Here is a 17,917-nt window from a genome sequence, read left to right as displayed (position 1 = left end):
GACCACGCGGAAGCCCACCCCGCCCGCCCCGGACGCCGGCTTGAAGCACGCCTTGTGTCCACCGGCCTCCAACTCCTCGACGGCGGCGACCAGTTCGTCCGCCGAACGGACCCGGTACCACGGCGGCACCGGCACGCCGATCGCCTGGACCGCCTCGTAGGCGATCACCTTGTCGTGGAAGACGGCCACCGCCTCGGGCGGGGGTGCCAGCACCGCCGTGCCGGCCGCCTCGAACTCGGCGCGATGCGCCACGACCGCCGACTGGTGCAGCCGGGGCACGAACACATCGATGCCGCGCCGGGCGCACTGGACCAGCGCGTACTCGACGTATCCGGCCGGGGACAGGCCCTCGGGCTCCAGCTCGGCGGTGTCGGCCGCGGCCAGCACGGGGGAGTCGGGGTCTCCGTGGGTGGCATGGATCTCGACGGCCCGGTCGCTGGGATTTCTCCGCAGCTGATCCATGAAGAACACGTTCTCCGCGTACGTGCGGTTGAGCCAGACGCGTACGCGAGAGACCATGCAGGCCGCCTTTCACGGTTCGCGGGCAGGGCTCAGCAGCCCGTGCCCGGGCAGGATGAATGTGGGTACACCAAACCGCCCCTGTGAAAGGGAGTTCTCAGCGGTGGTGTTGCGGCCGATCATACGGCTTCGGCGGGCCCTCTCGTGCAACGCGCGTGTGAAGGATTCCTCCCGTCGCGGCCATCCGGCCGGTCTTGTCCCCGGGCGCCGAGATGTGATCTCTTGGTGGCGTTCGTGTGTGCGGAGGGGGATGAAGGGTGACATCGACGGCCGGTGGCGTCGGACAACTGCTCGCCATCAGCGATCTGCACATCGGCTACCCGGAGAACCGCGCCCTGGTCGAGACCATGACGCCAGAGACGGACGACGACTGGCTGCTCGTCGCCGGTGACGTCGCGGAGACCGTCGCCGACATCCGCTGGACCCTCAAGACGCTCGCGGGCCGCTTCCGCCAGGTCGTCTGGGTGCCCGGGAACCACGAGCTGTGGACCCATCCGAGCGACTCCGTCACCCTGCGCGGCGTCGCCCGATACGAGTACCTGGTCGAGCTGTGCCGGGAACTCGGCGTGACGACACCCGAGGACCCCTACCCCGTCTGGGACGGCCCCGGCGGCCCGGTGGCCGTCGCCCCGCTGTTCCTGCTGTACGACTACTCGTTCCTGCCGGCCGGGTGCACGACCAAGGAGCAGGGCCTGGAGTACGCCCACGGCACGGGGATCGTGTGCTCCGACGAGTACCTGCTGCACCCCGACCCGTACCCGAGCCGCGAGGCCTGGTGCCGGGCCCGCGTCGCCGAGACCGAACGCAGACTCGCCGAGCTGCCCGAGGACCTGCCGGTGATCCCCGTCAACCACTATCCGCTGGACCGGCATCCGATGGACGTCCTGTGGCACCCCGAGTTCGCCATGTGGTGCGGCACCGAGCTGACCGCCGACTGGCACCGCAGGTTCCGCGTCCACACGATGGTCTACGGCCATCTGCACATCCCCCGCACCACCTGGCACGAGGGCGTGCGCTTCGAGGAGGTGTCGGTGGGCTATCCACGGGAGTGGCGCAAGCGGCCCGGGCCGCCGGGGCGGCTGCGGCGCATCCTGCCGGGGGAGGGCGAGGAGCGGTGATCGAGGAACTGCTGCCCGAGACCGTGGTCACGGTGGAGGCGTACGGCTACGAGGGCGCGGACTCCCCGCTGTACCCCGAGGAGGCGGCGCTCGTGTCGCGGGCGGTCGCCAAGCGCCGGCGGGAGTTCGCCGCCGTTCGCTCCTGCGCCCGCCGCGCCATGGCGAAGCTCGGTGTGCCGCCGCAGCCGATCCTGCCGGGGGAGCGCGGCGCCCCGGGCTGGCCCGCCGGGCTGGCCGGCAGCATGACGCACTGCGACGGCTACTGCGCCGCCGCCCTGGTCCGCGCCGCCGACCTGGCCTCCCTCGGCGTCGACGCCGAGATCCACGGGCCGCTGCCCGACGGGGTCCTGCCCTCGGTGTCCCTGCCGTCCGAGGCGGAGCGGCTGCGCCGGCTGGCGGCACAGCGCCCCGACGTCCACTGGGACCGGCTGCTGTTCAGCGCGAAGGAGTCCGTCTACAAGGCGTGGTTCCCCCTCACCGGGAAGTGGCTGGACTTCATGGAGGCGGACATCGAGCTCTCCGCCGACGGCGGTTTCCGCGCGGTGCTCCTGGTCCCAGGGCCACTGGTCGGCGGCCACCGCGTCGACCACTTCGAGGGCCGCTGGACGACGTCCCGCGGCCTGGTCGCAACGGCCGTCGCTGTCTCACACGACTGAGGCACAACGCCCCTCAGGGGCGCGGGGAACTGCGCGAACAACCCCGAACGGCCCGCACCCGGAAGACCACCCGCACTCCCGAGCTCGTACTCCGCCCTTCCCGCCCCGGGCGCTATGACTCGGGACACCAGCTCCGCAGCAACCGGAAGAACTCCTCCTCGTTACCGGTCAGCCCGGCCCGTTCGAGTGCCGCCTCCGCCTCGGCGAGAACCCCGGGCGGCACCATCGCGGGACGACTGTCGGTCTCCAGATCGAACGCGGCCCGGACGGTGTGCAGCAGTCGCAGGTAGGCCTGGACGGCGGTGCGCTCACGGTCGGTCAGTACGGCGGTCTGCATCGGTCGGCTTCTCCCCGTGTCGGCGTCATCGGTCCCGCGCCCGCTCGGCGCGCACGCCCCGCACAGAAAGGGCGCACCTCCAGCTTGCCGCCCACCACTGACAATCCGGCCCCGCCGCCCCTCGGTTCGCCCGCTCGGCGGATGCGCCCCAACGGCCCGTCAGCCCTGCGGACCCCGATACCCCAGCGACGCCTCGATCCGCCCCGCCAGATGGTCCCGCTGCACCGGCCCCCGGGACGACGAACCGGCCAGCCACGCCCGGCACTTGCTGGCCAGCAGCAGGCCGAAGCTCTCGGCCTCCTTCTCGTCGTCCAGGTCGAAGCGGGTGCGCGCCGCGACCTTCAGGACCGTCGCCTGGAGATCGGCGGTGTCGTCGAGCAGCCGGGCCGCGACCGCCGCGCCCTCGACATGGTGGGAGCAGTGCCCGGCGTTCATGTGCCACAGCTCGTGGCCCAGGATCACCAACTGGTGGTCCGGCGCGGTGCGTTCCTCGATCACGACGAGGTCCTGCTCGGCCATGTCGAGCCACAGCCCGCTGGCGGTCCCGATCGGGAAGGCGGCCGTACGGAAGTGGACGGGCCGGCCACGGCGTCTGCTCATGGCGTCGCACAGCGCGGCGTACAGCTCGTCGGGCCGTGCCGGCGCGGGGAGGGTCAGCTCCGCGACCAGCTCGCCGCACAGGCGGCGCATTTCCTTACCGATGCCCACAGTTCTCCCCACGGTCACGAATCGGGCCGCTTGACGCTCTCCAGGAGCATGTCCAGCCACTCCGCGACCTTGTCGCGGTGCTGGTCGGTGGGCAGCTGCGCGGCCCGCCAGGCGATGCCGCGCACGCCGTGGTCCTGCAACAGCCGCTCCAGCGGGTCGTCGGCCGCCGCGGCCGCCTCCCGCTCACGGTCGGCGAGCTTCTGCAACAGCTCCTGCTCGATGTGCTGGAGGGCGCTCACGAGCGCCTCGGGGTCCTCCGCCGTGAGGAATCCGGCGTGCACCCGGAAGAACCGCTGGAGGGCGTCGCAGTGCTCCATGGTCGGCCGCCGGTCGCCGTTGATGAGGGCTCCGGCCTGCTGCCGGGACATTCCGGCGCCGTCGGCGATCTCCTGCTGGGTGTACTTGCGGCCGGTGGGCTTGAGCCGGGTCCGGCGCAGCAGGTCCAGGCGCTGCAGGAACCGGGCCTGCACATCGGGCTCGCCCGCGGGCCTGCCGCAGAGCAGGGCCTTCACCACCGGCTCCGGAACCCCGGAGGCGACGGACAGCCGGCCGATGCCGAAGACCTCGGCGTGCGGCACGCCGAGCCGGTCGGCGAGCGCGGTGACACGGGAGACGACGGCCGGTAGCACGGCCGTCGACGTGGCGCCCGGACTTTCGACGAAGCCACCCGTCACCGACAGATCTCCTACGTCTCTCACAGGCTTCTCACAAGTGGATGCCGTGACTTTCCCCGGCGTGAACTTCCCGGAGCGTAGCCGGTGCTTCGAACTCACATCCAGGTCTCGCCACAACTGTGGCCAATTTCAGCCGTCAACAGGCACGAAATGCCACGATAGTTGACACGCCTCAGCTCCGGGCAGCAGGATCGGGGCGCCGCGTCAAGGCCGCACAGGCAAGAGGGGTGACCTCCCGATGGCATATCAGGCAGGAGGGCAGCGGCCGGCACCGCGGCCCGTCGCCGAGACTCCAGAGGCCCAGGCCTATCTGGAGGACTACGCCGGGCTCTTGGAGGCCGTCTCCTCCCCCTCGCTCGTCGTCGACCGCTGCTGGGACGTGGCGCTGACCAATAGCGCGTTCCGGTCACTTTTCGCCGGCGTGGGTCCGCATCCGACGGCCATGCCGGGCGACAACTTCCTCAGGTTCGTGCTGTTCCACCCCGACGCCCCCACGGTGCTCGGCGAGCACGAGTCGAGCTGGTGCCTGCCGATGCTCGCGCACTTCGCGCGCACCGTGGAGAGCCACGGCCCCGACCACGGGCTCCAGGCCGTCCGCCGTGACATCGCCCAGGACCCGATCATGGAGGCCGCGTACCGGCAGGGCCTGCCGCACTGGATCCGCTCGGTCGGCGAGGACGCCGTCGAGCACGACGGCGCCGTACGCCCGCTGCTGCACCCGGACCCGCGCCGGGGCGCCATCGAGTGCCGGGTCGTCGTCGAGACGTCCAGGACGCTCGAGGAGCTGGGCTGCACCCGGCTCACGTTCGTGCTGCGCGAGGCCCGCCGCACCCCGTCCAGGGAGCGCGGGACGCGTCGTACCGCCTCCCACCTGAGGGTCGTACCGGCGGCCGACTGAGCCCTTCCGGTCTTGCTCAACCGGCGTTCGCCCATTCCCAGGCGATGTGGTGTGTGACATAGTACTGGCGTGAGCGAGTCGCTGACCTGCGATGTCGTGGTGGTCGGAGCCGGAGTGGCCGGCGCCGCCTGTGCCTTGTACGCGGCCCGTGCCGGCCTCGATGTCGTCGTGGTGGACCGGGGCGCGGTGGCCGGCGGTACGACCGGCGCGGGGGAGGGGAACCTCCTCGTCTCCGACAAGGAGCCCGGACCCGAACTCGAACTCGCCCTGCTGTCCGCCCGGCTGTGGGCCGGACTGGCCCGGGAGGGACTGGGGACGCCGGTCGAGTACGAGGCCAAGGGCGGTGTCGTCGTCGCCGGCACCGAGGGTGCACTGGCCGGGCTGGAGAAACTCGCCGCCGGGCAGCGCGCGGCCGGGGTCGAAGCCGTCCCCGTACCGCCCGACCGGCTCACCGATCTGGAGCCGTATCTGGCCCCCGGGCTCGTGGGCGGTATGCACTACCCGCAGGACGCCCAGGTGATGCCCGCCCTCGCGGCCGCGCACCTGCTGCGCGCATCGAAGGCCCGGCTGCTCACCGGCCGGGAGGTCACCGCCGTGCTGCGCGACTCCGGCGGCGCGGTGCGCGGGGTGCGGACCGACCGGGGCGACATCCACGCCCCGGCCGTCGTCAACGCCGCCGGCACCTGGGGCGGCGAGATCGCGGCCCGCGCGGGCGTGTCCCTGCCCGTGCTGCCCCGGCGCGGCTTCGTCCTGGTCACCGAGCCGCTGCCGCCCCGCATCCGGCACAAGGTGTACGCCGCCGACTATGTGGGCGATGTCGCGAGCGACTCGGCGGCGCTGCAGACCTCCCCGGTGGTGGAGGGCACGCCCGCCGGGCCGGTCCTGATCGGCGCCAGCCGCGAACGGGTCGGCTTCGACCGGTCGCTGTCGCTCCCGGCACTGCGCGCGCTGGCGGCGGGAGCGACGGACCTCTTCCCCTTCCTCGCCGATGTCCGGGCCCTGCGCACGTACGTGGGCTTCCGGCCGTATCTGCCCGACCATCTGCCCGCGATCGGCCCTGATCCCCGGGCGCCCGGACTTCTCCACGCCTGCGGGCACGAGGGCGCGGGCATCGGACTCGCCACCGGCACCGGGCAGCTGATCGCCCAGGCGCTGACCGGGCAGGAGCCCGACCTGGACCTCGGCCCGTTCCGGCCCGACCGCTTCACCGAGGAGGCCGAGTGAATCCGCTGGAGCTGGCGGGAGCCAGGCCCGGTCCCGCCTTCACGGTCACCTTCGACGGGCGGCCGGTCGAGGCGCTGCCCGGGCAGACGGTCGCCGCCGTGCTGTGGGCGGCGGGCGTCACCTCCTGGCGCGCCACCCGGGGCGAGGGCCGTCCGCGCGGGGTGTTCTGCGGGATCGGCGTCTGCTTCGACTGCCTGGTGAGCGTCAACGGCCGCCCCAACCAACGCGCCTGTCTGGTGCCGGTAAGGCCGGGGGACGTGATCGGCACGCAGGAGGGGACGGGCCATGAGGGGGTGCGGCATGCGGACTGACCTGGTAGTGATCGGGGCCGGACCGGCCGGTCTCGCCGCGTCCCTGGCGGCGGCCGCGCGGGGCACGCGGGTCGCGCTCGTCGACGGGGCGACGGAGGCGGGCGGGCAGTTCTACCGGCAGCCCGCCGCCGGGCTCGGGGCCGGGCGGCCCGAGGCGCTGCACCACGGGTGGCGGACCTGGGAGCGGCTGCGCGACGGACTCGCCGCCAGTGCCGTACGGGTGCTGACCGATCATCATGTGTGGTGCGTCGAGAAAGTGTCCGACGGCTTCGTCGTGCACGCGCTGCTCGGGCCGGAGCAGGAGGAGCCGGGCGAGGTGCGGGCCCGTGCCGTGCTGCTGGCCACCGGCGGCTACGAGCAGGTGCTGCCTTTCCCCGGCTGGACCCTGCCGGGTGTCGTCACCGCCGGGGGCGCCCAGGCCATGCTCAAGGGCGGGCTGGTGGTGCCGGGGCGCCGAGCCGTCGTTGCCGGGACCGGGCCGCTGCTGCTGCCCGTGGCGACCGGGCTCGCGGCGGCCGGAGTCGAGGTCGCCGCGCTCGTCGAGTCCGCCGGCCCCAAGCGCCTCGTCCGCCACGGCCGGGCCCTGGCCGGCAAGTTCCCGGAGGGCGCCGGATACGCCGCCCGGCTGCTGCGTCATCGCGTGCCGTTCCTCGCCCGGCACACCGTCGTCCGCGCCCACGGCGACGACCGGCTGACCGGCGTCACGGTCGCCGCCCTCGACAGGGACGGACGCGTCAGGACCGGCACCGAGCGGCGGCTGCCCTGCGACACCCTGGCCGTCGGGCACGGCATGCTCCCGCACACCGATCTGGCGGAGGGCCTCGGCTGCGGCCTCGACGGGCTCGCCGTGGCCGTCGACACCGAGCAGCGCACGGACGTGCCCGGCGTGTGGGCGGCCGGCGAGTCCACCGGCGTCGGCGGCGCGGCCCTCGCCCTCGCCGAGGGGCACATCGCCGGGTGCTCCGCCGCCGCGTATCTGCACGGCGCCGCCGCCCCGGCCCCGGCAGCCCTCAAGGCCCGTACCCGGCTCGGGAGATCCGCCGCCGCCCTCGAAGCCGCCTACACGCCGCCCGCGCACTGGCCCGAGCAGGTCACCGACGACACCGTGGTCTGCCGCTGCGAGGAGGTCACCGCCGGTGCCGTGCGCGACGCCCTGGACCTCGGAGCGGGCGACGTGCGCACCGTGAAGCTGCTCACCCGGGCCGGGATGGGCTGGTGCCAGGGCCGGATGTGCGGCAGCGCGGTCGCAGGCCTGGCCGGCTGCCCACCGACCCCGGCCAGAAGGCCGTTCGCCCGTCCCGTGCCGCTCGGCGTCCTCGCACGGCAACACTCCCAGGAGGGACAGTCATGACCGATCACCGCCCCTGGCGCGGCGTCCTCGTCGCCACCGCGCTCCCGCTGAACCACGACCTGTCCGTCAACTACGACAAGTACGCCGAACACTGCGCCTGGCTCGTCGAGAACGGCTGCGACGGCGTCGTGCCGAACGGCTCCCTCGGCGAGTACCAGGTGCTCACCCCCGAGGAGCGCGCCCGGGTCGTCGAGACGGCCGTCGCGGCGATCGGCGGGCAGCGCGTCATGCCCGGCGTCGCGGCGTACGGGTCCGCCGAGTCCCGGCGCTGGGCCGAGCAGGCGGGGGACACGGGGTGCGAGGCGGTGATGCTGCTGCCGCCGAACGCCTACCGCGCCGACGAGCGGTCCGTCGTCGCCCACTACGCCGAGGTCGCGAAGGCCGGCCTGCCGGTCGTGGCATACAACAACCCGATCGACACCAAGGTCGACCTCGTGCCGGAGCTCCTCGCCCGGCTGCACGGCGAGGGGCACATCCGGGGCGTGAAGGAGTTCTCCGGGGATGTCCGCCGCGCCTACCGGATCGCCGAACTCGCCCCCGAACTGGACCTGTTGATCGGCGCGGACGACGTACTGCTGGAGCTGGCCGTCGCGGGCGCCAAGGGCTGGGTGGCGGGCTACCCGAACGCGCTGCCCCAGGCCTCCGTCGAGCTGTATCACGCGGCCGTCGACGGCGACCTCGACACGGCGAAGGGCCTGTACCGCCGGCTGCACCCGCTGCTGCGCTGGGATTCACGGGTGGAGTTCGTCCAGGCCATCAAGCTGTCCATGGACCTCGTCGGCCGCCACGGAGGCCCCTGCCGCCCGCCGCGCGTGCCGCTGCTGCCCGAGCAGGAGGCCGCCGTCCGAGCCGCCACCGAGAAGGCCGTAGCGGCCGGATTGGCGTAGTGACCATGCGCAGCAGACTCGTCCTGCACGCCGTCGACTCGCACACCGAGGGCATGCCCACCCGGGTGATCACGGGCGGCATCGGCACCGTCCCCGGCGCCACCATGAACGAGCGGCGGCTGTACTTCCGCGAACACCGCGACGACATCAAGCAGTTGCTGATGAACGAGCCGCGCGGGCACTCCGCCATGAGCGGCGCGATCCTCCAGCCGCCGACCCGGCCCGACTGCGACTGGGGCGTCGTCTACATCGAGGTCTCCGGCTATCTGCCGATGTGCGGGCACGGCACGATCGGCGTGGCGACCGTGCTCGTCGAGACCGGCATGGTCGAGGTCGTCGAGCCGGTCACCACCATCCGGCTCGACACCCCCGCGGGCCCGGTCGTCGCCGAAGTGGCCGTCGAGGACGGTGCCGCCAAGGCGGTCACCCTCCAGAACGTGCCCTCCTTCGCCGTCGCCCTCGACCGCAAGGCCACCCTCGCCGACGGGCGGACGGTGACGTACGACCTCGCGTTCGGCGGCAACTTCTACGCCATCCTGCCGCTGGAGCGGTTCGGCCTGCCCTTCGACCGGTCCCGCAAGGACGACATCCTCCGGGCGGGCCTGTCCCTCATGGACGCCGTCAACGCCGAGGACCCGCCCGTGCACCCTCAGGACCCGTCCATCCACGGCCTCCACCACGTCTACCTGGCCGCCCCCGGCTCGGACGCCCGCCACTCCCGGCACGCCATGGCCATCCACCCCGGCTGGTTCGACCGCTCGCCCTGCGGCACCGGCACCAGCGCCCGGATGGCACAGCTGCACGCGCGCGGCGAACTCCCGCTGCACACCGAGTTCGTCAACGAGTCCTTCATCGGCACCCGGTTCACCGGCAGACTGCTCGGCACGACCGAGGTGGCCGGACGCCCGGCCGTACTGCCCAGCTTCACCGGACGCGCCTGGATCACCGGCACCGCCCAGTACCTGCTGGACCCCGAGGACCCGTTCCCGGCGGGCTTCGTCCTGTGAGCCGCCCGCATCCGAGCCGACCCCGAGAGGAACCCCGACCGTCATGACCCCGCGGCACACCCCCGCCCTGCCCCAGCTGGGCAGCAGAAAGCCCAGCCACCGGGAGCGGGTCGCGGACGCGCTGCGGGCCGCCCTGATCGCCGGTGAACTGCGCCCGGGCGAGGTCTACTCTGCCCCCGGCCTCGCCGCCCGCTTCGGTGTCTCCGCCACCCCCGTGCGCGAGGCCATGCTCGACCTCGCCAAGGAGGGCCTGGTCGACACCGTGCCCAACAAGGGCTTCCGGGTCACCGCCGTCTCCGAAAAGCAACTCGACGAGTACACCCACGTCCGGGCGCTGATCGAGATCCCCACGACGGCGGCTCTTGCGGTCACGGCCGACCCCGTGGCGCTTGAGGCACTGCGCCCGGTCGCCCAGGAGATCGTCACCTCCGCGGCGGCCGGCGACCTCATCGCCTATGTCGAGGCCGACCTGCGCTTCCATCTCGGCCTGCTCGCCCTCGCCGGCAACGACCATCTCGTCGACGTCGTACGGGACCTCAGACGCCGCTCCCGGCTGTACGGACTGACCGCGCTCGCCGGGCAGGGGCGGCTGGAGGCGTCGGCGGAGGAGCACCTGGAGATCCTGGACGCGCTGCTCGCCCGCGACGAGGCGGCCGTACGGACGGTGATGACGCGGCACCTGGGGCATGTCCGGGGCCTGTGGGCGGCGCCCTGACATCCTGCTCAGCGAGGTGGAGGCGGGTCCGGCTTCGTGACCGCGTCCTGCGGAACCCCGCGCTTCGCCGCCTGTATCCGCTCGTACACGTGGGTACGCAGCTCGGCGAAGCGTGGGTCCACGCGCGTGTGCAACTGGTCGCGCTCGGGGGGCAGATCGACCTTGAGCTGCTCCCGCACGACGGTGGGGGAGGCGGACAGCACGATGACCCGCTCGCCCAGGTAGACGGCCTCGTCGATGTCGTGGGTGACGAACAGGATCGTGATGCCGCGCTCCCGCCACAGCCCCCGTACCAGATCCTCCAGATCCGCTCGTGTCTGCGCGTCCACCGCCGCGAACGGCTCGTCCATCAGCAGCACACGGGGCTCGTACGCCAGCGCCCGGGCGATGGCGACCCGCTGCTGCATACCGCCCGACAGCTGCCACGGGTACGCCTCCACGGCGTCCGCCAGCCCCACGGACCCCAGCGCGTCCCGCACCAGCTCCCGGCGCCGGGCCTTGTCCAAGTCCTTCTGCCTCAGCGGCAGTTCGACGTTCTCACCGACCCGCATCCAGGGGAACAGACTGCGCCCGTACTCCTGGAACACGAACGCCGTCCCGGGCGGCGGGCCGCTGACCTTACGCCCCTCCAGGAGCACCTCACCGCCGGTGGGTGTGAGCAGCCCGCCCAGGCACTTCAGCAGGGTCGTCTTGCCGCAGCCCGACGGGCCGACGAGACAGACCAGTTCCCCGGCGTCCACGGTGAAGGTGAGGTCGCGGACCGCCTCCACGCGCCGCCCCGACCCCTCGTAGACCTTCCGCAGGCCCCGTACGTCGAGCATGGACCGCCCTTTCTCGAGGTCACGGCGACCGCCGGGCCGAGGCGCGCAGCCCGTGGTACCAGCCGAGCACCCGCCGCTCGACCAGCCCGAAGGCCACCGACAGCAGGAAGCCGAGCAGACCGAGCACGAGGATGCCGGTCCACATGTCCGGGATCGCGAAGCCGCGCTGGAACTGCACGATGGTGAAGCCGAGCCCGTTGCTCGCGGCGAACATCTCGCTGATCACCATGAGGATGATGCCGATCGACAGGGCCTGGCGCAGGCCCGCGAAGATCTGCGGGCTCGCCGAGCGCAGGACCAGATGCCTCAGGCGCGCGCTGCCCGTGATGCCGTAGCAGCGTGCCGTCTCGGCCATCACCGGGTCCACCGCCCGCACGCCCTCGACCGTGTTCAGCAGGACCGGCCAGACGCAGCCGCTCGCGATCACCGTGACCTTCATGGTGTCGCCGATGCCCGCGAACAGCATGATGACCGGCACCAGCACCGGCGGCGGCACCGCCCGCAGGAACTCCAGCACCGGCTCGCACACCGCCCGCACCCACCGGTAGGAGCCGATGACCGTGCCGAGCAGCACGCCGACGACGGCCGCCAGCGTGTATCCGCCGGCCAGCCGCAGCACGCTGGGCAGCACGTCCGCCCGCAGCCGCTCGGCCGTCCAGACGTCAGGGAAGGTCTCCAGGATCGTCCGCAGCGGAGGCCAGTACACGTCCGTGCTGCCGGCCGACGCCACCCACCAGACCGTGACCAGCACCATCGGCAGCGCGACGACGGACACCAGCCCCGACAGCACCCGTCTCACACCGCCACCTCCCCGCGCACCGACTGGTGCCAGGCCAGCGCCCGCCGCTCCACCGTCCGCGCGCCCACGTTGATCAGCAGCCCCAGCAGCCCGGTGACCACGATCAGCGCGTACATCTCCGGCACCGCCTGAGAGGCCTGCGCCACGCCGATGCGCTTGCCCAACCCCGGTGCGCCGATGACGAGTTCGGCGGTGACGGCGAGGATCAGCGCGACGGCCGCCGCGAGGCGCACGCCGGTCATGACGTACGGCAGCGCGGTCGGCCACAGCACATGCCGGATCCGCGCCCAGGCGCCGAGGCCGTACGACCGTGCCGTCTCGTCGGCGACGGGGTCCACGTCCTGCACGCCGTACAGGACCTGGATCAGCACCTGCCAGAAGGACGCGTAGACGACGAGCAGGAGCACCGAGCGCAGTTCGGTGCCGTAGAGCAGGACCGCCAGGGGGATGAGCGCGACGGACGGGATCGGGCGCAGGAACTCGATCGTGGAGGCCGTCACCCGGCGCAGATACGGTACGACCGAGACGACCACGCCGACCACGACGCCCGCGCAGGACGCGATCGCCAGGCCCAGCGCCCAGCCGGTGAGTGTCTCGCCGAGAGCCGTCCAGAAGGCGGTGTCTGCGGCCTCGTCCGCGAGGGCCCCGGCGATGCGGCCGGTGGGCGGGAAGTAGGCCTCCTCGACCAGGCCGAGCCGTGGCACCGCCTCGCCCAGGGCGAGGAAGGCCGCGAGCCCGGCCGCTCCCGGCGCCGCGTTCACGCCCCTCATCCGGTTCCGCCCCTCACGGCAGCAGCTTTTCCACGTCCGGCGGCGACTTGAAGAGGCCGTCCTCGTAGCCGAGCTTCATGAGGTCCACGAGGGAGGACCGGTTGGCCTCGGCCGGCCATCTCGGCAGGGTCACCCGGGCCAGCACCTCCGCGGGGATCGCCGTGTACGTCGTCACGATCTGGCGGGCCTCGTCCGGGTGGGAGTCGGCATAGGCCAGGGACTCGGCCGTGGCGTCCTGGAACTTCCTCACCACCTCCGGGTTCTGCTTCGCGTACCGCGTGGAGGTGAAGTACATCGCCACCGTGAGCTTCGGCGCGACGTCGACCAGCGGTGAGGCGATCACCCGGCCGCCCCGGCTCTTGATGGCGGCCTGAGCGGGCTCGACCACCTGGGCGGCGTCGATCTCGCCGCTGTCGAGAGCGGCGGGCATCTGCTCGAAGCCGAGCTCGACGAACCTGACCTTGTCCGGGTCGCCGCCCGCCTTGCTCACGGAGGCCCGTACGGCCGTCTCGTTGATGTTCTTGAGGGTGTTGATGGCGACCTTCTTGCCCTCGAGCTCCTTCGGTGACTTGATCGCGCTGTCCTTCTTGACCATCAACGCGCTGAAGTCCTTGCCCGCGACCCCGGTCGACGCGATGCCGTTGGCGACGGCTTCCACGGGCACGCCGTTGGTCTGAGCGACCATCAGGGAGGTCACATTGCTGAACCCGAACTGGAACTGACCGCTCGCCACCCCCGGCACGATCGCCGCGCCGCCCTGTGCCGAGGTGAACTCCAGCTTCAGGCCCTGCTTCTCGAAGAAGCCCCGCTTCTGGCCGAGGTAGAGCGGGGCCACATCGACGATGGGGATGAGACCGACCTTGACGGTCCGCACCCCGCCGGACGAGGTGCCCCCGTCCGAGGAGCCACCGCCGTCGGACGAACCGCACGCCGCCGCGGCGAACAGAACGGACACGGCCGCGAGACGAATGAGGGGACGACGACGCATGACTCCTCCTGTGGGACCGGCTCTGGTGCTCCGACAGGCTGTGCGCAGACAGCACGTTTGTGCTCAGCGAGAACGTAGAGCCGGGCCTGATCCATGGTCAATGCCCTTGCGTGCACGGCTCGTTGACATCACGAGATCCGCACTTCTAGCGTGCGCACAGCGCACGGTCGTACGCCCCGCCGGAGGCCAGGATGTCCGCTGAAGCCCGCGCACCGCACTTCGTCCGGTCCTTCGAGCGCGGCCTCGCCGTGATCCGCGCCTTCGACTCCGAGCATCAGGCGCTGACCCTGAGCGAGGTCGCGCGCGCCTGCGATCTGACGCGCGCCGCCGCTCGCCGTTTCCTGCTCACCCTCGCCGACCTCGGCTACGTCCACACCGACGGCCGCCGCTTCCGCCTCACCCCGCGAGTGCTGGAACTCGGTTACTCCTACCTCTCCAGCTACACACTGCCCCAGATCGCGGAGCCGCATCTGGAGCTGCTCGTCGCACAGGTACGGGAGTCGTCCTCGCTGTGCGTCCTCGACGGCGACGACATCGTGTACGTCGCCCGGGTCCCCACGCGCCGCATCATGACCGCGTCCATCACGGTCGGCACCCGCTTCCCGGCGTATGTGACGTCCGTGGGCCGGGTGATCCTCGCCCATCTGCCGGACAAGGAGGTCGAAACGCGGCTCGCCCGGGCCGAGTTGAAGCCGCTCACCGCGCGCACCGTCGCCACGCCGGAGGCCCTGCGGGCGGAGCTGCGCCGCGTCCGCAGGCAGGGCTACGCCGTCGTCGACCAAGAGCTGGAGGAGGGGCTGAGGTCGGTCGCCGCCCCGGTGCGGGACCGGGAAGGCGAGGTGGTCGCGGCCGTCAACATCGCGGTGCACGCGGGCCGCAACTCCGTCGACTCGGTGCGTCGCGACCTGCTGCCGCACCTGCTGGCGACCGTCGCCCGCATCGAGGCCGACCTGCGGATCACAGGTCCAGCACCAGCCGCCGGCCCCGGCACCGGGACACGCAGATCATCATCGTCTCGCCGCTCTCCCGCTCCTGAGGGGTGAGCACGGAGTCACGGTGTTCCGGGGTGCCGTCGAGGACGTCGGTCTCACAGGTCCCGCAGGTGCCCTCGGTGCAGGAGAAGAGCACCTCGACACCGGCCGACCGCACCGTGTCCAGCACGGTGACTCCGGGTGCCACGGTGAGGGTGAGCCCACTCCGCGCCAGCTCGACCTCGAACTCCCCGTCCGCACCGGCCGGTCGCTCCTTGGGCCGGAACCGCTCCACGCGCAGCACTCCGGACGGACAGCGCTCCTCGACCGCGTCCAGCAGCGGCCCGGGACCGCAGCAGTAGACCAGCGTGCCCTCGGGTACCGCGTCCAGAACCGAGGGCAGGTCCAGCAGCCCGGTCTCGTCCTCGGGCGCGAACGTCACCCGGTCCCCGTAGCGGCCGAGTTCCTCGCCGAACGCCATCGACCGGCGGGTGCGTCCGCCGTACAGCAGCGTCCACTCGGCGCCAGCCGCCTCGGCCGCCGCCAGCATGGGCAGGATCGGGGTGATGCCGATGCCGCCCGCGACGAAGCGGTAGCCGGGGGCGGGCTCCAGGCCGAAGTTGTTCCGGGGCCCGCGCACCCGGACCTTGTCGCCCGGCCCCACCTGCTCGTGCACATGGGCGGAGCCGCCCCGGCCGTCCGGCTCCCGCAGCACCGCGATCCGCCAGGCCGACCGGTCCGCCGGGTCGCCGCACAGCGAGTACTGCCGCTCCAGCTCCGGGCCGAGCAGGACGTCGATGTGCGCGCCCGGCTCCCATGCCGGGAGCGGTTCGCCCAGCGGGTGGCGCAGGGTGAGGGCCAGCACCCCGTCGGCGGCGAACTCGCGCCCCTCGACGACGAGTTCGGCTTCGTACAGACTCATGAGCTGTTTCCTCGCGGCTCGTCGGTCGAGTGCCCCTGCGGATGGGCGAGCAACCACTCCCACATCTCCACCGGATCCTGCGCGGTGTGCTCACGGCCGCAGTGGCAGGTGCCGTGCAGGACGTCGGTGCCGGGCAGCCAGTCGATGCGGTAGACCTCGCCGGTCCTGAAGGAAGAGGGCGACGTCACTGGACCTTCTCCAGGGGCTTGTCGCCCTCCTCGACCAGCCGGGCGAGGATACGGCGGGCGGCCAGACCGCCGGTGTCGATGTTGATGCTCAGCTCCTGGTAGCCGGTGCGCTCGGTGCCGAGCGTCTTCTGCAGCAGGTTGAGCGCGGTGACGTCCTGCATCACGACCGTGTGGTTGTTGCCCCGCAGGAACTCGGTGACCTCGGCGTCGTCCGTCGCCCAGTCGCGCGAGACGGCCCAGAAGTCGTACACCTTGCCGTCGCCGGAGGGCGTGATGGCGTAGGTGATCTCGGTGTGGAAGCCGTTCGGGTCGCTGCCGTCCGGCTCGGGCACCACACCGACCGGGGCGATGCGGCTGTGCAGCAGATACAGGCAGGGGGCGTGGTACTCGATGTCCTGCCAGCGGGTGATCCGGCCCTCTATGCCGGTCGACTTGGCGTAGAACGGCGGGCACTCGGCGTCGTCCATGTGGCGGCTCACCCGGACGATCCCGGCGCCCTCGTCGACCTCCGTGGTGATCGGCGTCTCGGCGACCTCGGGGGTGCCGATGTAACCGCCGTGCAGATACGTCTCGTGGGAGAGGTCGAGGAGGTTGTCGACGAGCAGGCCGTAGTCGCAGTCGATGGGCTCCATGCCGCGCACGGTGACCCAGCCGGGGGAGTCCAGGTGCCTGGCCCGGGGGATGGTCTGCGGGTCGGCGAGCGCCGGGTCGCCGATCCACACCCAGATCAGCGAGTCCTGCTCCACGACGGGGTAGGAGGCGACCCGGGCGGTGCGCGGCACCCGTTTCTGCCCCGGCACGTACACACACGTCCCGGTCGTGTCGTACGTGAACCCGTGGTACCCGCACACGATCCGGTCTCCGTCGAGGCGGGTCGGGGCCTCGGAGAGCGGGTACCGGCGGTGCACACACCGGTCGTGCAGGACGACCGGCGTGCCGTCCTCCTCGGTCCGGTACAGCACGAGCGTCTCACCGAGGATCGTCCGGCCGAGCAACTCCCGCCCGACCTCGTGACTGTAGGCGGCGACGTACCACTGGTTCCTGGCGAAGGCGGTGGTGTGAGGCATGGACGCGGCTCCCGTCTCTGGGTGGTGGTCGCATCGTCCGGGAGGGCGTCACGGGGGCACAATGCGACTTCCGTCCCACGGAAGAGCCGCACCTCGCCGGGGCGTCAACATCGCGCCCGTAGGTTCCCCTTGGAGTGCCCGGCGGCGCGACGCCCTCGGACCCGGCCAAGGCCAGGGACGTGATCGGCCCGCTGCACGACGTCGGCGCCACCTGGTGGGACGAGCGGCAGATCCAGACCGGCGCGGACCTGGACCGCCCTGCACTCGGTGCTGCGCCGCATCGAAGCGGGGCCGCCCGGTGATCTGACAGTTTCCGAATCAAAAAGTGAAATCGAAACAGAATTCTGCACTTTATCCTCGCGGAGAATTGCCTTAGGCTGGATGCATGGCAAAGACAAGAGCGCAGTTCTACGTAGTGAAACGCGGTGACAATCTCACCAAGATCGCGCGGATGCACCACGTGAGTCTGGATGAGATTCTGGAGTGGAACCCGCAGATCGAGGATCCGGACCTCATTCACCCCGGCGACCGGATTCGCGTGGCCCCGCCCCGGGAAGAGGGCCGAGAGGGCGGTGCGTATCAGAGCGAATGACCAGAACCCGAAAGCCGGTGTCGGCCCGTACGCGCAGCCGAATGACAGGCCTGCGTAACGGGCCGTCGCGGTCGCCATGCCGCGCGCGTGGGAAAACGCGGGTTTCCTATCTCGAAGCGCAACTCGAGTACGAAGGCGTCAATCCCCGCCCGGAAGAGCGCCCTACGCTCATCGAAGGAATGCGGGGGCATCTCGAAAGGGCCCCCACTACCGCCGACGAGAAATTCGGCTGGCGCAGTCCGCGGTCGGGCTCGACCGCCCGCGAGGGCGTCTGGTCGAATGTCCGCGACACCCTCACCGGCGAGGACACCACCGGTGGCGTCTCGCCATGGTCTTCGGCCTCCCGGCCGCCATCAGCCGTCGGCCTTCCGGCCACGCGTATTCAGCCCCGAAC

At 71.9% G+C, this 17,917-nt stretch carries 21 protein-coding genes and 2 pseudogenes; 12 read left to right on the top strand and 11 right to left on the bottom strand.

Going from position 1 to position 17,917, the window contains the following annotated elements; genetic code table 11:
- Nucleotides 1-519 (bottom strand): annotated as a pseudogene (locus ACWIF2_RS16655) (ATP-grasp domain-containing protein); the annotation flags it as partial.
- Between the two features lie 257 nt (nucleotides 520-776).
- Between ACWIF2_RS16655 and ACWIF2_RS16650 the strand changes: the two are divergent.
- Together ACWIF2_RS16650 and ACWIF2_RS16645 are read left to right on the top strand one after the other, a co-directional pair.
- Nucleotides 777-1,637, top strand: coding sequence for a metallophosphoesterase family protein (locus ACWIF2_RS16650; RefSeq protein WP_454361110.1), 861 nt, complete (start codon nucleotides 777-779; stop codon nucleotides 1,635-1,637).
- Nucleotides 1,634-2,293: a 4'-phosphopantetheinyl transferase family protein gene (locus tag ACWIF2_RS16645; protein ID WP_454361109.1), complete on the top strand. Its 660-nt coding sequence runs from the start codon at nucleotides 1,634-1,636 to the stop codon at nucleotides 2,291-2,293. The genes ACWIF2_RS16650 and ACWIF2_RS16645 overlap by 4 nt, the downstream gene beginning before the upstream one ends.
- Nucleotides 2,294-2,405: 112 nt before the next feature.
- Here the strand turns inward: ACWIF2_RS16645 and ACWIF2_RS16640 are convergent, their stop codons facing one another.
- The 3 genes from ACWIF2_RS16640 to ACWIF2_RS16630 all read right to left on the bottom strand — a co-directional run bounded on the left by ACWIF2_RS16640 (nucleotide 2,406) and on the right by ACWIF2_RS16630 (nucleotide 4,012).
- The gene (locus ACWIF2_RS16640) at nucleotides 2,406-2,630 is read right to left on the bottom strand and encodes a hypothetical protein (RefSeq protein WP_454361107.1); all 225 of its coding nucleotides are present in this window, start codon (nucleotides 2,628-2,630) and stop codon (nucleotides 2,406-2,408) included.
- A 159-nt stretch (nucleotides 2,631-2,789) separates the two neighbouring features.
- Nucleotides 2,790-3,320: a toxin-antitoxin system, toxin component gene (locus ACWIF2_RS16635; RefSeq protein WP_382596081.1), complete on the bottom strand. Its 531-nt coding sequence runs from the start codon at nucleotides 3,318-3,320 to the stop codon at nucleotides 2,790-2,792.
- Nucleotides 3,321-3,352: 32 nt separating this feature from the next.
- Nucleotides 3,353-4,012, bottom strand: a complete 660-nt coding sequence (locus ACWIF2_RS16630; protein ID WP_399016639.1) for a helix-turn-helix domain-containing protein — start codon at nucleotides 4,010-4,012, stop codon at nucleotides 3,353-3,355.
- A 238-nt stretch (nucleotides 4,013-4,250) separates the two neighbouring features.
- Between ACWIF2_RS16630 and ACWIF2_RS16625 the strand changes: the two genes are divergently transcribed.
- The 7 genes from ACWIF2_RS16625 (at nucleotide 4,251) to ACWIF2_RS16595 (ending at nucleotide 10,405) form a co-directional block, all read left to right on the top strand.
- Nucleotides 4,251-4,910: an MmyB family transcriptional regulator gene (locus tag ACWIF2_RS16625; protein WP_454361106.1), complete on the top strand. Its 660-nt coding sequence runs from the start codon at nucleotides 4,251-4,253 to the stop codon at nucleotides 4,908-4,910.
- A 69-nt stretch (nucleotides 4,911-4,979) separates the two neighbouring features.
- The gene (locus tag ACWIF2_RS16620) at nucleotides 4,980-6,134 is read left to right on the top strand and encodes an NAD(P)/FAD-dependent oxidoreductase (protein ID WP_454361105.1); all 1,155 of its coding nucleotides are present in this window, start codon (nucleotides 4,980-4,982) and stop codon (nucleotides 6,132-6,134) included.
- Nucleotides 6,131-6,445 carry a (2Fe-2S)-binding protein gene (locus ACWIF2_RS16615; protein WP_454361104.1) on the top strand — a complete coding sequence of 105 codons (315 nt, stop codon included), beginning with the start codon at nucleotides 6,131-6,133 and terminating at the stop codon, nucleotides 6,443-6,445. Before ACWIF2_RS16620 ends, ACWIF2_RS16615 begins: the two co-directional genes overlap by 4 nt.
- Nucleotides 6,435-7,796 carry an FAD-dependent oxidoreductase gene (locus ACWIF2_RS16610; RefSeq protein ID WP_454361103.1) on the top strand — a complete coding sequence of 454 codons (1,362 nt, stop codon included), beginning with the start codon at nucleotides 6,435-6,437 and terminating at the stop codon, nucleotides 7,794-7,796. The genes ACWIF2_RS16615 and ACWIF2_RS16610 overlap by 11 nt, the downstream gene beginning before the upstream one ends.
- Nucleotides 7,793-8,683: a dihydrodipicolinate synthase family protein gene (locus tag ACWIF2_RS16605; RefSeq protein ID WP_454361102.1), complete on the top strand. Its 891-nt coding sequence runs from the start codon at nucleotides 7,793-7,795 to the stop codon at nucleotides 8,681-8,683. The genes ACWIF2_RS16610 and ACWIF2_RS16605 overlap by 4 nt, the downstream gene beginning before the upstream one ends.
- Before the next feature lie 5 nt (nucleotides 8,684-8,688).
- Nucleotides 8,689-9,690 carry a proline racemase family protein gene (locus ACWIF2_RS16600; protein ID WP_454361101.1) on the top strand — a complete coding sequence of 334 codons (1,002 nt, stop codon included), beginning with the start codon at nucleotides 8,689-8,691 and terminating at the stop codon, nucleotides 9,688-9,690.
- A 43-nt stretch (nucleotides 9,691-9,733) separates the two neighbouring features.
- Nucleotides 9,734-10,405 (top strand): GntR family transcriptional regulator, encoded by a 672-nt coding sequence (locus ACWIF2_RS16595; RefSeq protein ID WP_454361100.1) that lies wholly within the window; start codon nucleotides 9,734-9,736, stop codon nucleotides 10,403-10,405.
- Nucleotides 10,406-10,413: 8 nt separating this feature from the next.
- On the opposite strand, the gene ACWIF2_RS16590 is transcribed toward ACWIF2_RS16595, so the two are convergent.
- The 4 genes from ACWIF2_RS16590 to ACWIF2_RS16575 are packed head-to-tail and all read right to left on the bottom strand — an operon-like array spanning nucleotide 10,414 to nucleotide 13,783.
- Nucleotides 10,414-11,226 carry an ABC transporter ATP-binding protein gene (locus ACWIF2_RS16590; protein ID WP_454361099.1) on the bottom strand — a complete coding sequence of 271 codons (813 nt, stop codon included), beginning with the start codon at nucleotides 11,224-11,226 and terminating at the stop codon, nucleotides 10,414-10,416.
- Between the two features lie 19 nt (nucleotides 11,227-11,245).
- Nucleotides 11,246-11,980, bottom strand: coding sequence for an ABC transporter permease (locus ACWIF2_RS16585; RefSeq protein WP_454361157.1), 735 nt, complete (start codon nucleotides 11,978-11,980; stop codon nucleotides 11,246-11,248).
- A gap of 41 nt (nucleotides 11,981-12,021) precedes the next feature.
- Nucleotides 12,022-12,795 (bottom strand): ABC transporter permease, encoded by a 774-nt coding sequence (locus ACWIF2_RS16580; protein ID WP_454361098.1) that lies wholly within the window; start codon nucleotides 12,793-12,795, stop codon nucleotides 12,022-12,024.
- Between the two features lie 13 nt (nucleotides 12,796-12,808).
- A complete protein-coding gene (locus ACWIF2_RS16575; RefSeq protein WP_454361097.1) occupies nucleotides 12,809-13,783 on the bottom strand; it encodes an ABC transporter substrate-binding protein in 975 nt (324 codons plus the stop codon).
- A gap of 191 nt (nucleotides 13,784-13,974) precedes the next feature.
- Here ACWIF2_RS16575 and ACWIF2_RS16570 point away from each other — a divergent pair, with 191 nt between their 5' ends.
- Nucleotides 13,975-14,826: an IclR family transcriptional regulator domain-containing protein gene (locus ACWIF2_RS16570; protein ID WP_454361096.1), complete on the top strand. Its 852-nt coding sequence runs from the start codon at nucleotides 13,975-13,977 to the stop codon at nucleotides 14,824-14,826.
- Here the strand turns inward: ACWIF2_RS16570 and ACWIF2_RS16565 are convergent.
- From ACWIF2_RS16565 to ACWIF2_RS16555, 3 genes are read right to left on the bottom strand one after another with little or no spacing between them, the layout of a single operon-like run.
- Entirely contained in the window at nucleotides 14,741-15,676 is a 936-nt protein-coding gene (locus ACWIF2_RS16565; RefSeq protein WP_454361095.1) for a PDR/VanB family oxidoreductase, read from the bottom strand. The two genes, ACWIF2_RS16570 and ACWIF2_RS16565, sit on opposite strands and share 86 nt — an antisense overlap.
- Entirely contained in the window at nucleotides 15,673-15,864 is a 192-nt protein-coding gene (locus ACWIF2_RS16560) for a hypothetical protein (RefSeq protein ID WP_454361094.1), read from the bottom strand. Before ACWIF2_RS16560 ends, ACWIF2_RS16565 begins: the two co-directional genes overlap by 4 nt.
- Nucleotides 15,861-16,931, bottom strand: a complete 1,071-nt coding sequence (locus ACWIF2_RS16555) for a Rieske 2Fe-2S domain-containing protein (protein WP_454361093.1) — start codon at nucleotides 16,929-16,931, stop codon at nucleotides 15,861-15,863. Before ACWIF2_RS16555 ends, ACWIF2_RS16560 begins: the two co-directional genes overlap by 4 nt.
- A 385-nt stretch (nucleotides 16,932-17,316) precedes the next feature.
- Between ACWIF2_RS16555 and ACWIF2_RS16550 the strand changes: the two genes are divergently transcribed.
- Together ACWIF2_RS16550 and ACWIF2_RS16545 are read left to right on the top strand one after the other, a co-directional pair.
- Nucleotides 17,317-17,523, top strand: a complete 207-nt coding sequence (locus tag ACWIF2_RS16550; protein WP_454361092.1) for a LysM peptidoglycan-binding domain-containing protein — start codon at nucleotides 17,317-17,319, stop codon at nucleotides 17,521-17,523.
- 41 nt (nucleotides 17,524-17,564) lie between these two features.
- A pseudogene (locus ACWIF2_RS16545) lies at nucleotides 17,565-17,917 on the top strand (hypothetical protein); the annotation flags it as partial.

Source organism: Streptomyces sp. NPDC055506, assembly GCF_053643595.1.
Note: the sequence above shows the minus strand (reverse complement) of the source record. Positions and strands in the feature narration are given on the sequence as shown.

Excerpts from the sequence above, each read along its gene's own strand:
- ACWIF2_RS16590 (WP_454361099.1), bottom strand. The coding sequence starts at position 11,226 with ATGCTCGACGTACGGGGCCTGCGGAAGGTCTACGAGGGGTCGGGGCGG.
- ACWIF2_RS16565 (WP_454361095.1), bottom strand. The coding sequence starts at position 15,676 with ATGAGTCTGTACGAAGCCGAACTCGTCGTCGAGGGGCGCGAGTTCGCC.
- ACWIF2_RS16625 (WP_454361106.1), top strand. The coding sequence starts at position 4,251 with ATGGCATATCAGGCAGGAGGGCAGCGGCCGGCACCGCGGCCCGTCGCC.
- ACWIF2_RS16600 (WP_454361101.1), top strand. The coding sequence starts at position 8,689 with ATGCGCAGCAGACTCGTCCTGCACGCCGTCGACTCGCACACCGAGGGC.
- ACWIF2_RS16575 (WP_454361097.1), bottom strand. The coding sequence starts at position 13,783 with ATGCGTCGTCGTCCCCTCATTCGTCTCGCGGCCGTGTCCGTTCTGTTC.
- ACWIF2_RS16635 (WP_382596081.1), bottom strand. The coding sequence starts at position 3,320 with ATGCGCCGCCTGTGCGGCGAGCTGGTCGCGGAGCTGACCCTCCCCGCG.
- ACWIF2_RS16595 (WP_454361100.1), top strand. The coding sequence starts at position 9,734 with ATGACCCCGCGGCACACCCCCGCCCTGCCCCAGCTGGGCAGCAGAAAG.
- ACWIF2_RS16610 (WP_454361103.1), top strand. The coding sequence starts at position 6,435 with ATGCGGACTGACCTGGTAGTGATCGGGGCCGGACCGGCCGGTCTCGCC.
- ACWIF2_RS16585 (WP_454361157.1), bottom strand. The coding sequence starts at position 11,980 with ATGGTGCTGGTCACGGTCTGGTGGGTGGCGTCGGCCGGCAGCACGGAC.
- ACWIF2_RS16580 (WP_454361098.1), bottom strand. The coding sequence starts at position 12,795 with ATGAGGGGCGTGAACGCGGCGCCGGGAGCGGCCGGGCTCGCGGCCTTC.
- ACWIF2_RS16555 (WP_454361093.1), bottom strand. The coding sequence starts at position 16,931 with ATGCCTCACACCACCGCCTTCGCCAGGAACCAGTGGTACGTCGCCGCC.
- ACWIF2_RS16605 (WP_454361102.1), top strand. The coding sequence starts at position 7,793 with ATGACCGATCACCGCCCCTGGCGCGGCGTCCTCGTCGCCACCGCGCTC.
- ACWIF2_RS16550 (WP_454361092.1), top strand. The coding sequence starts at position 17,317 with ATGGCAAAGACAAGAGCGCAGTTCTACGTAGTGAAACGCGGTGACAAT.
- ACWIF2_RS16640 (WP_454361107.1), bottom strand. The coding sequence starts at position 2,630 with ATGCAGACCGCCGTACTGACCGACCGTGAGCGCACCGCCGTCCAGGCC.
- ACWIF2_RS16570 (WP_454361096.1), top strand. The coding sequence starts at position 13,975 with ATGTCCGCTGAAGCCCGCGCACCGCACTTCGTCCGGTCCTTCGAGCGC.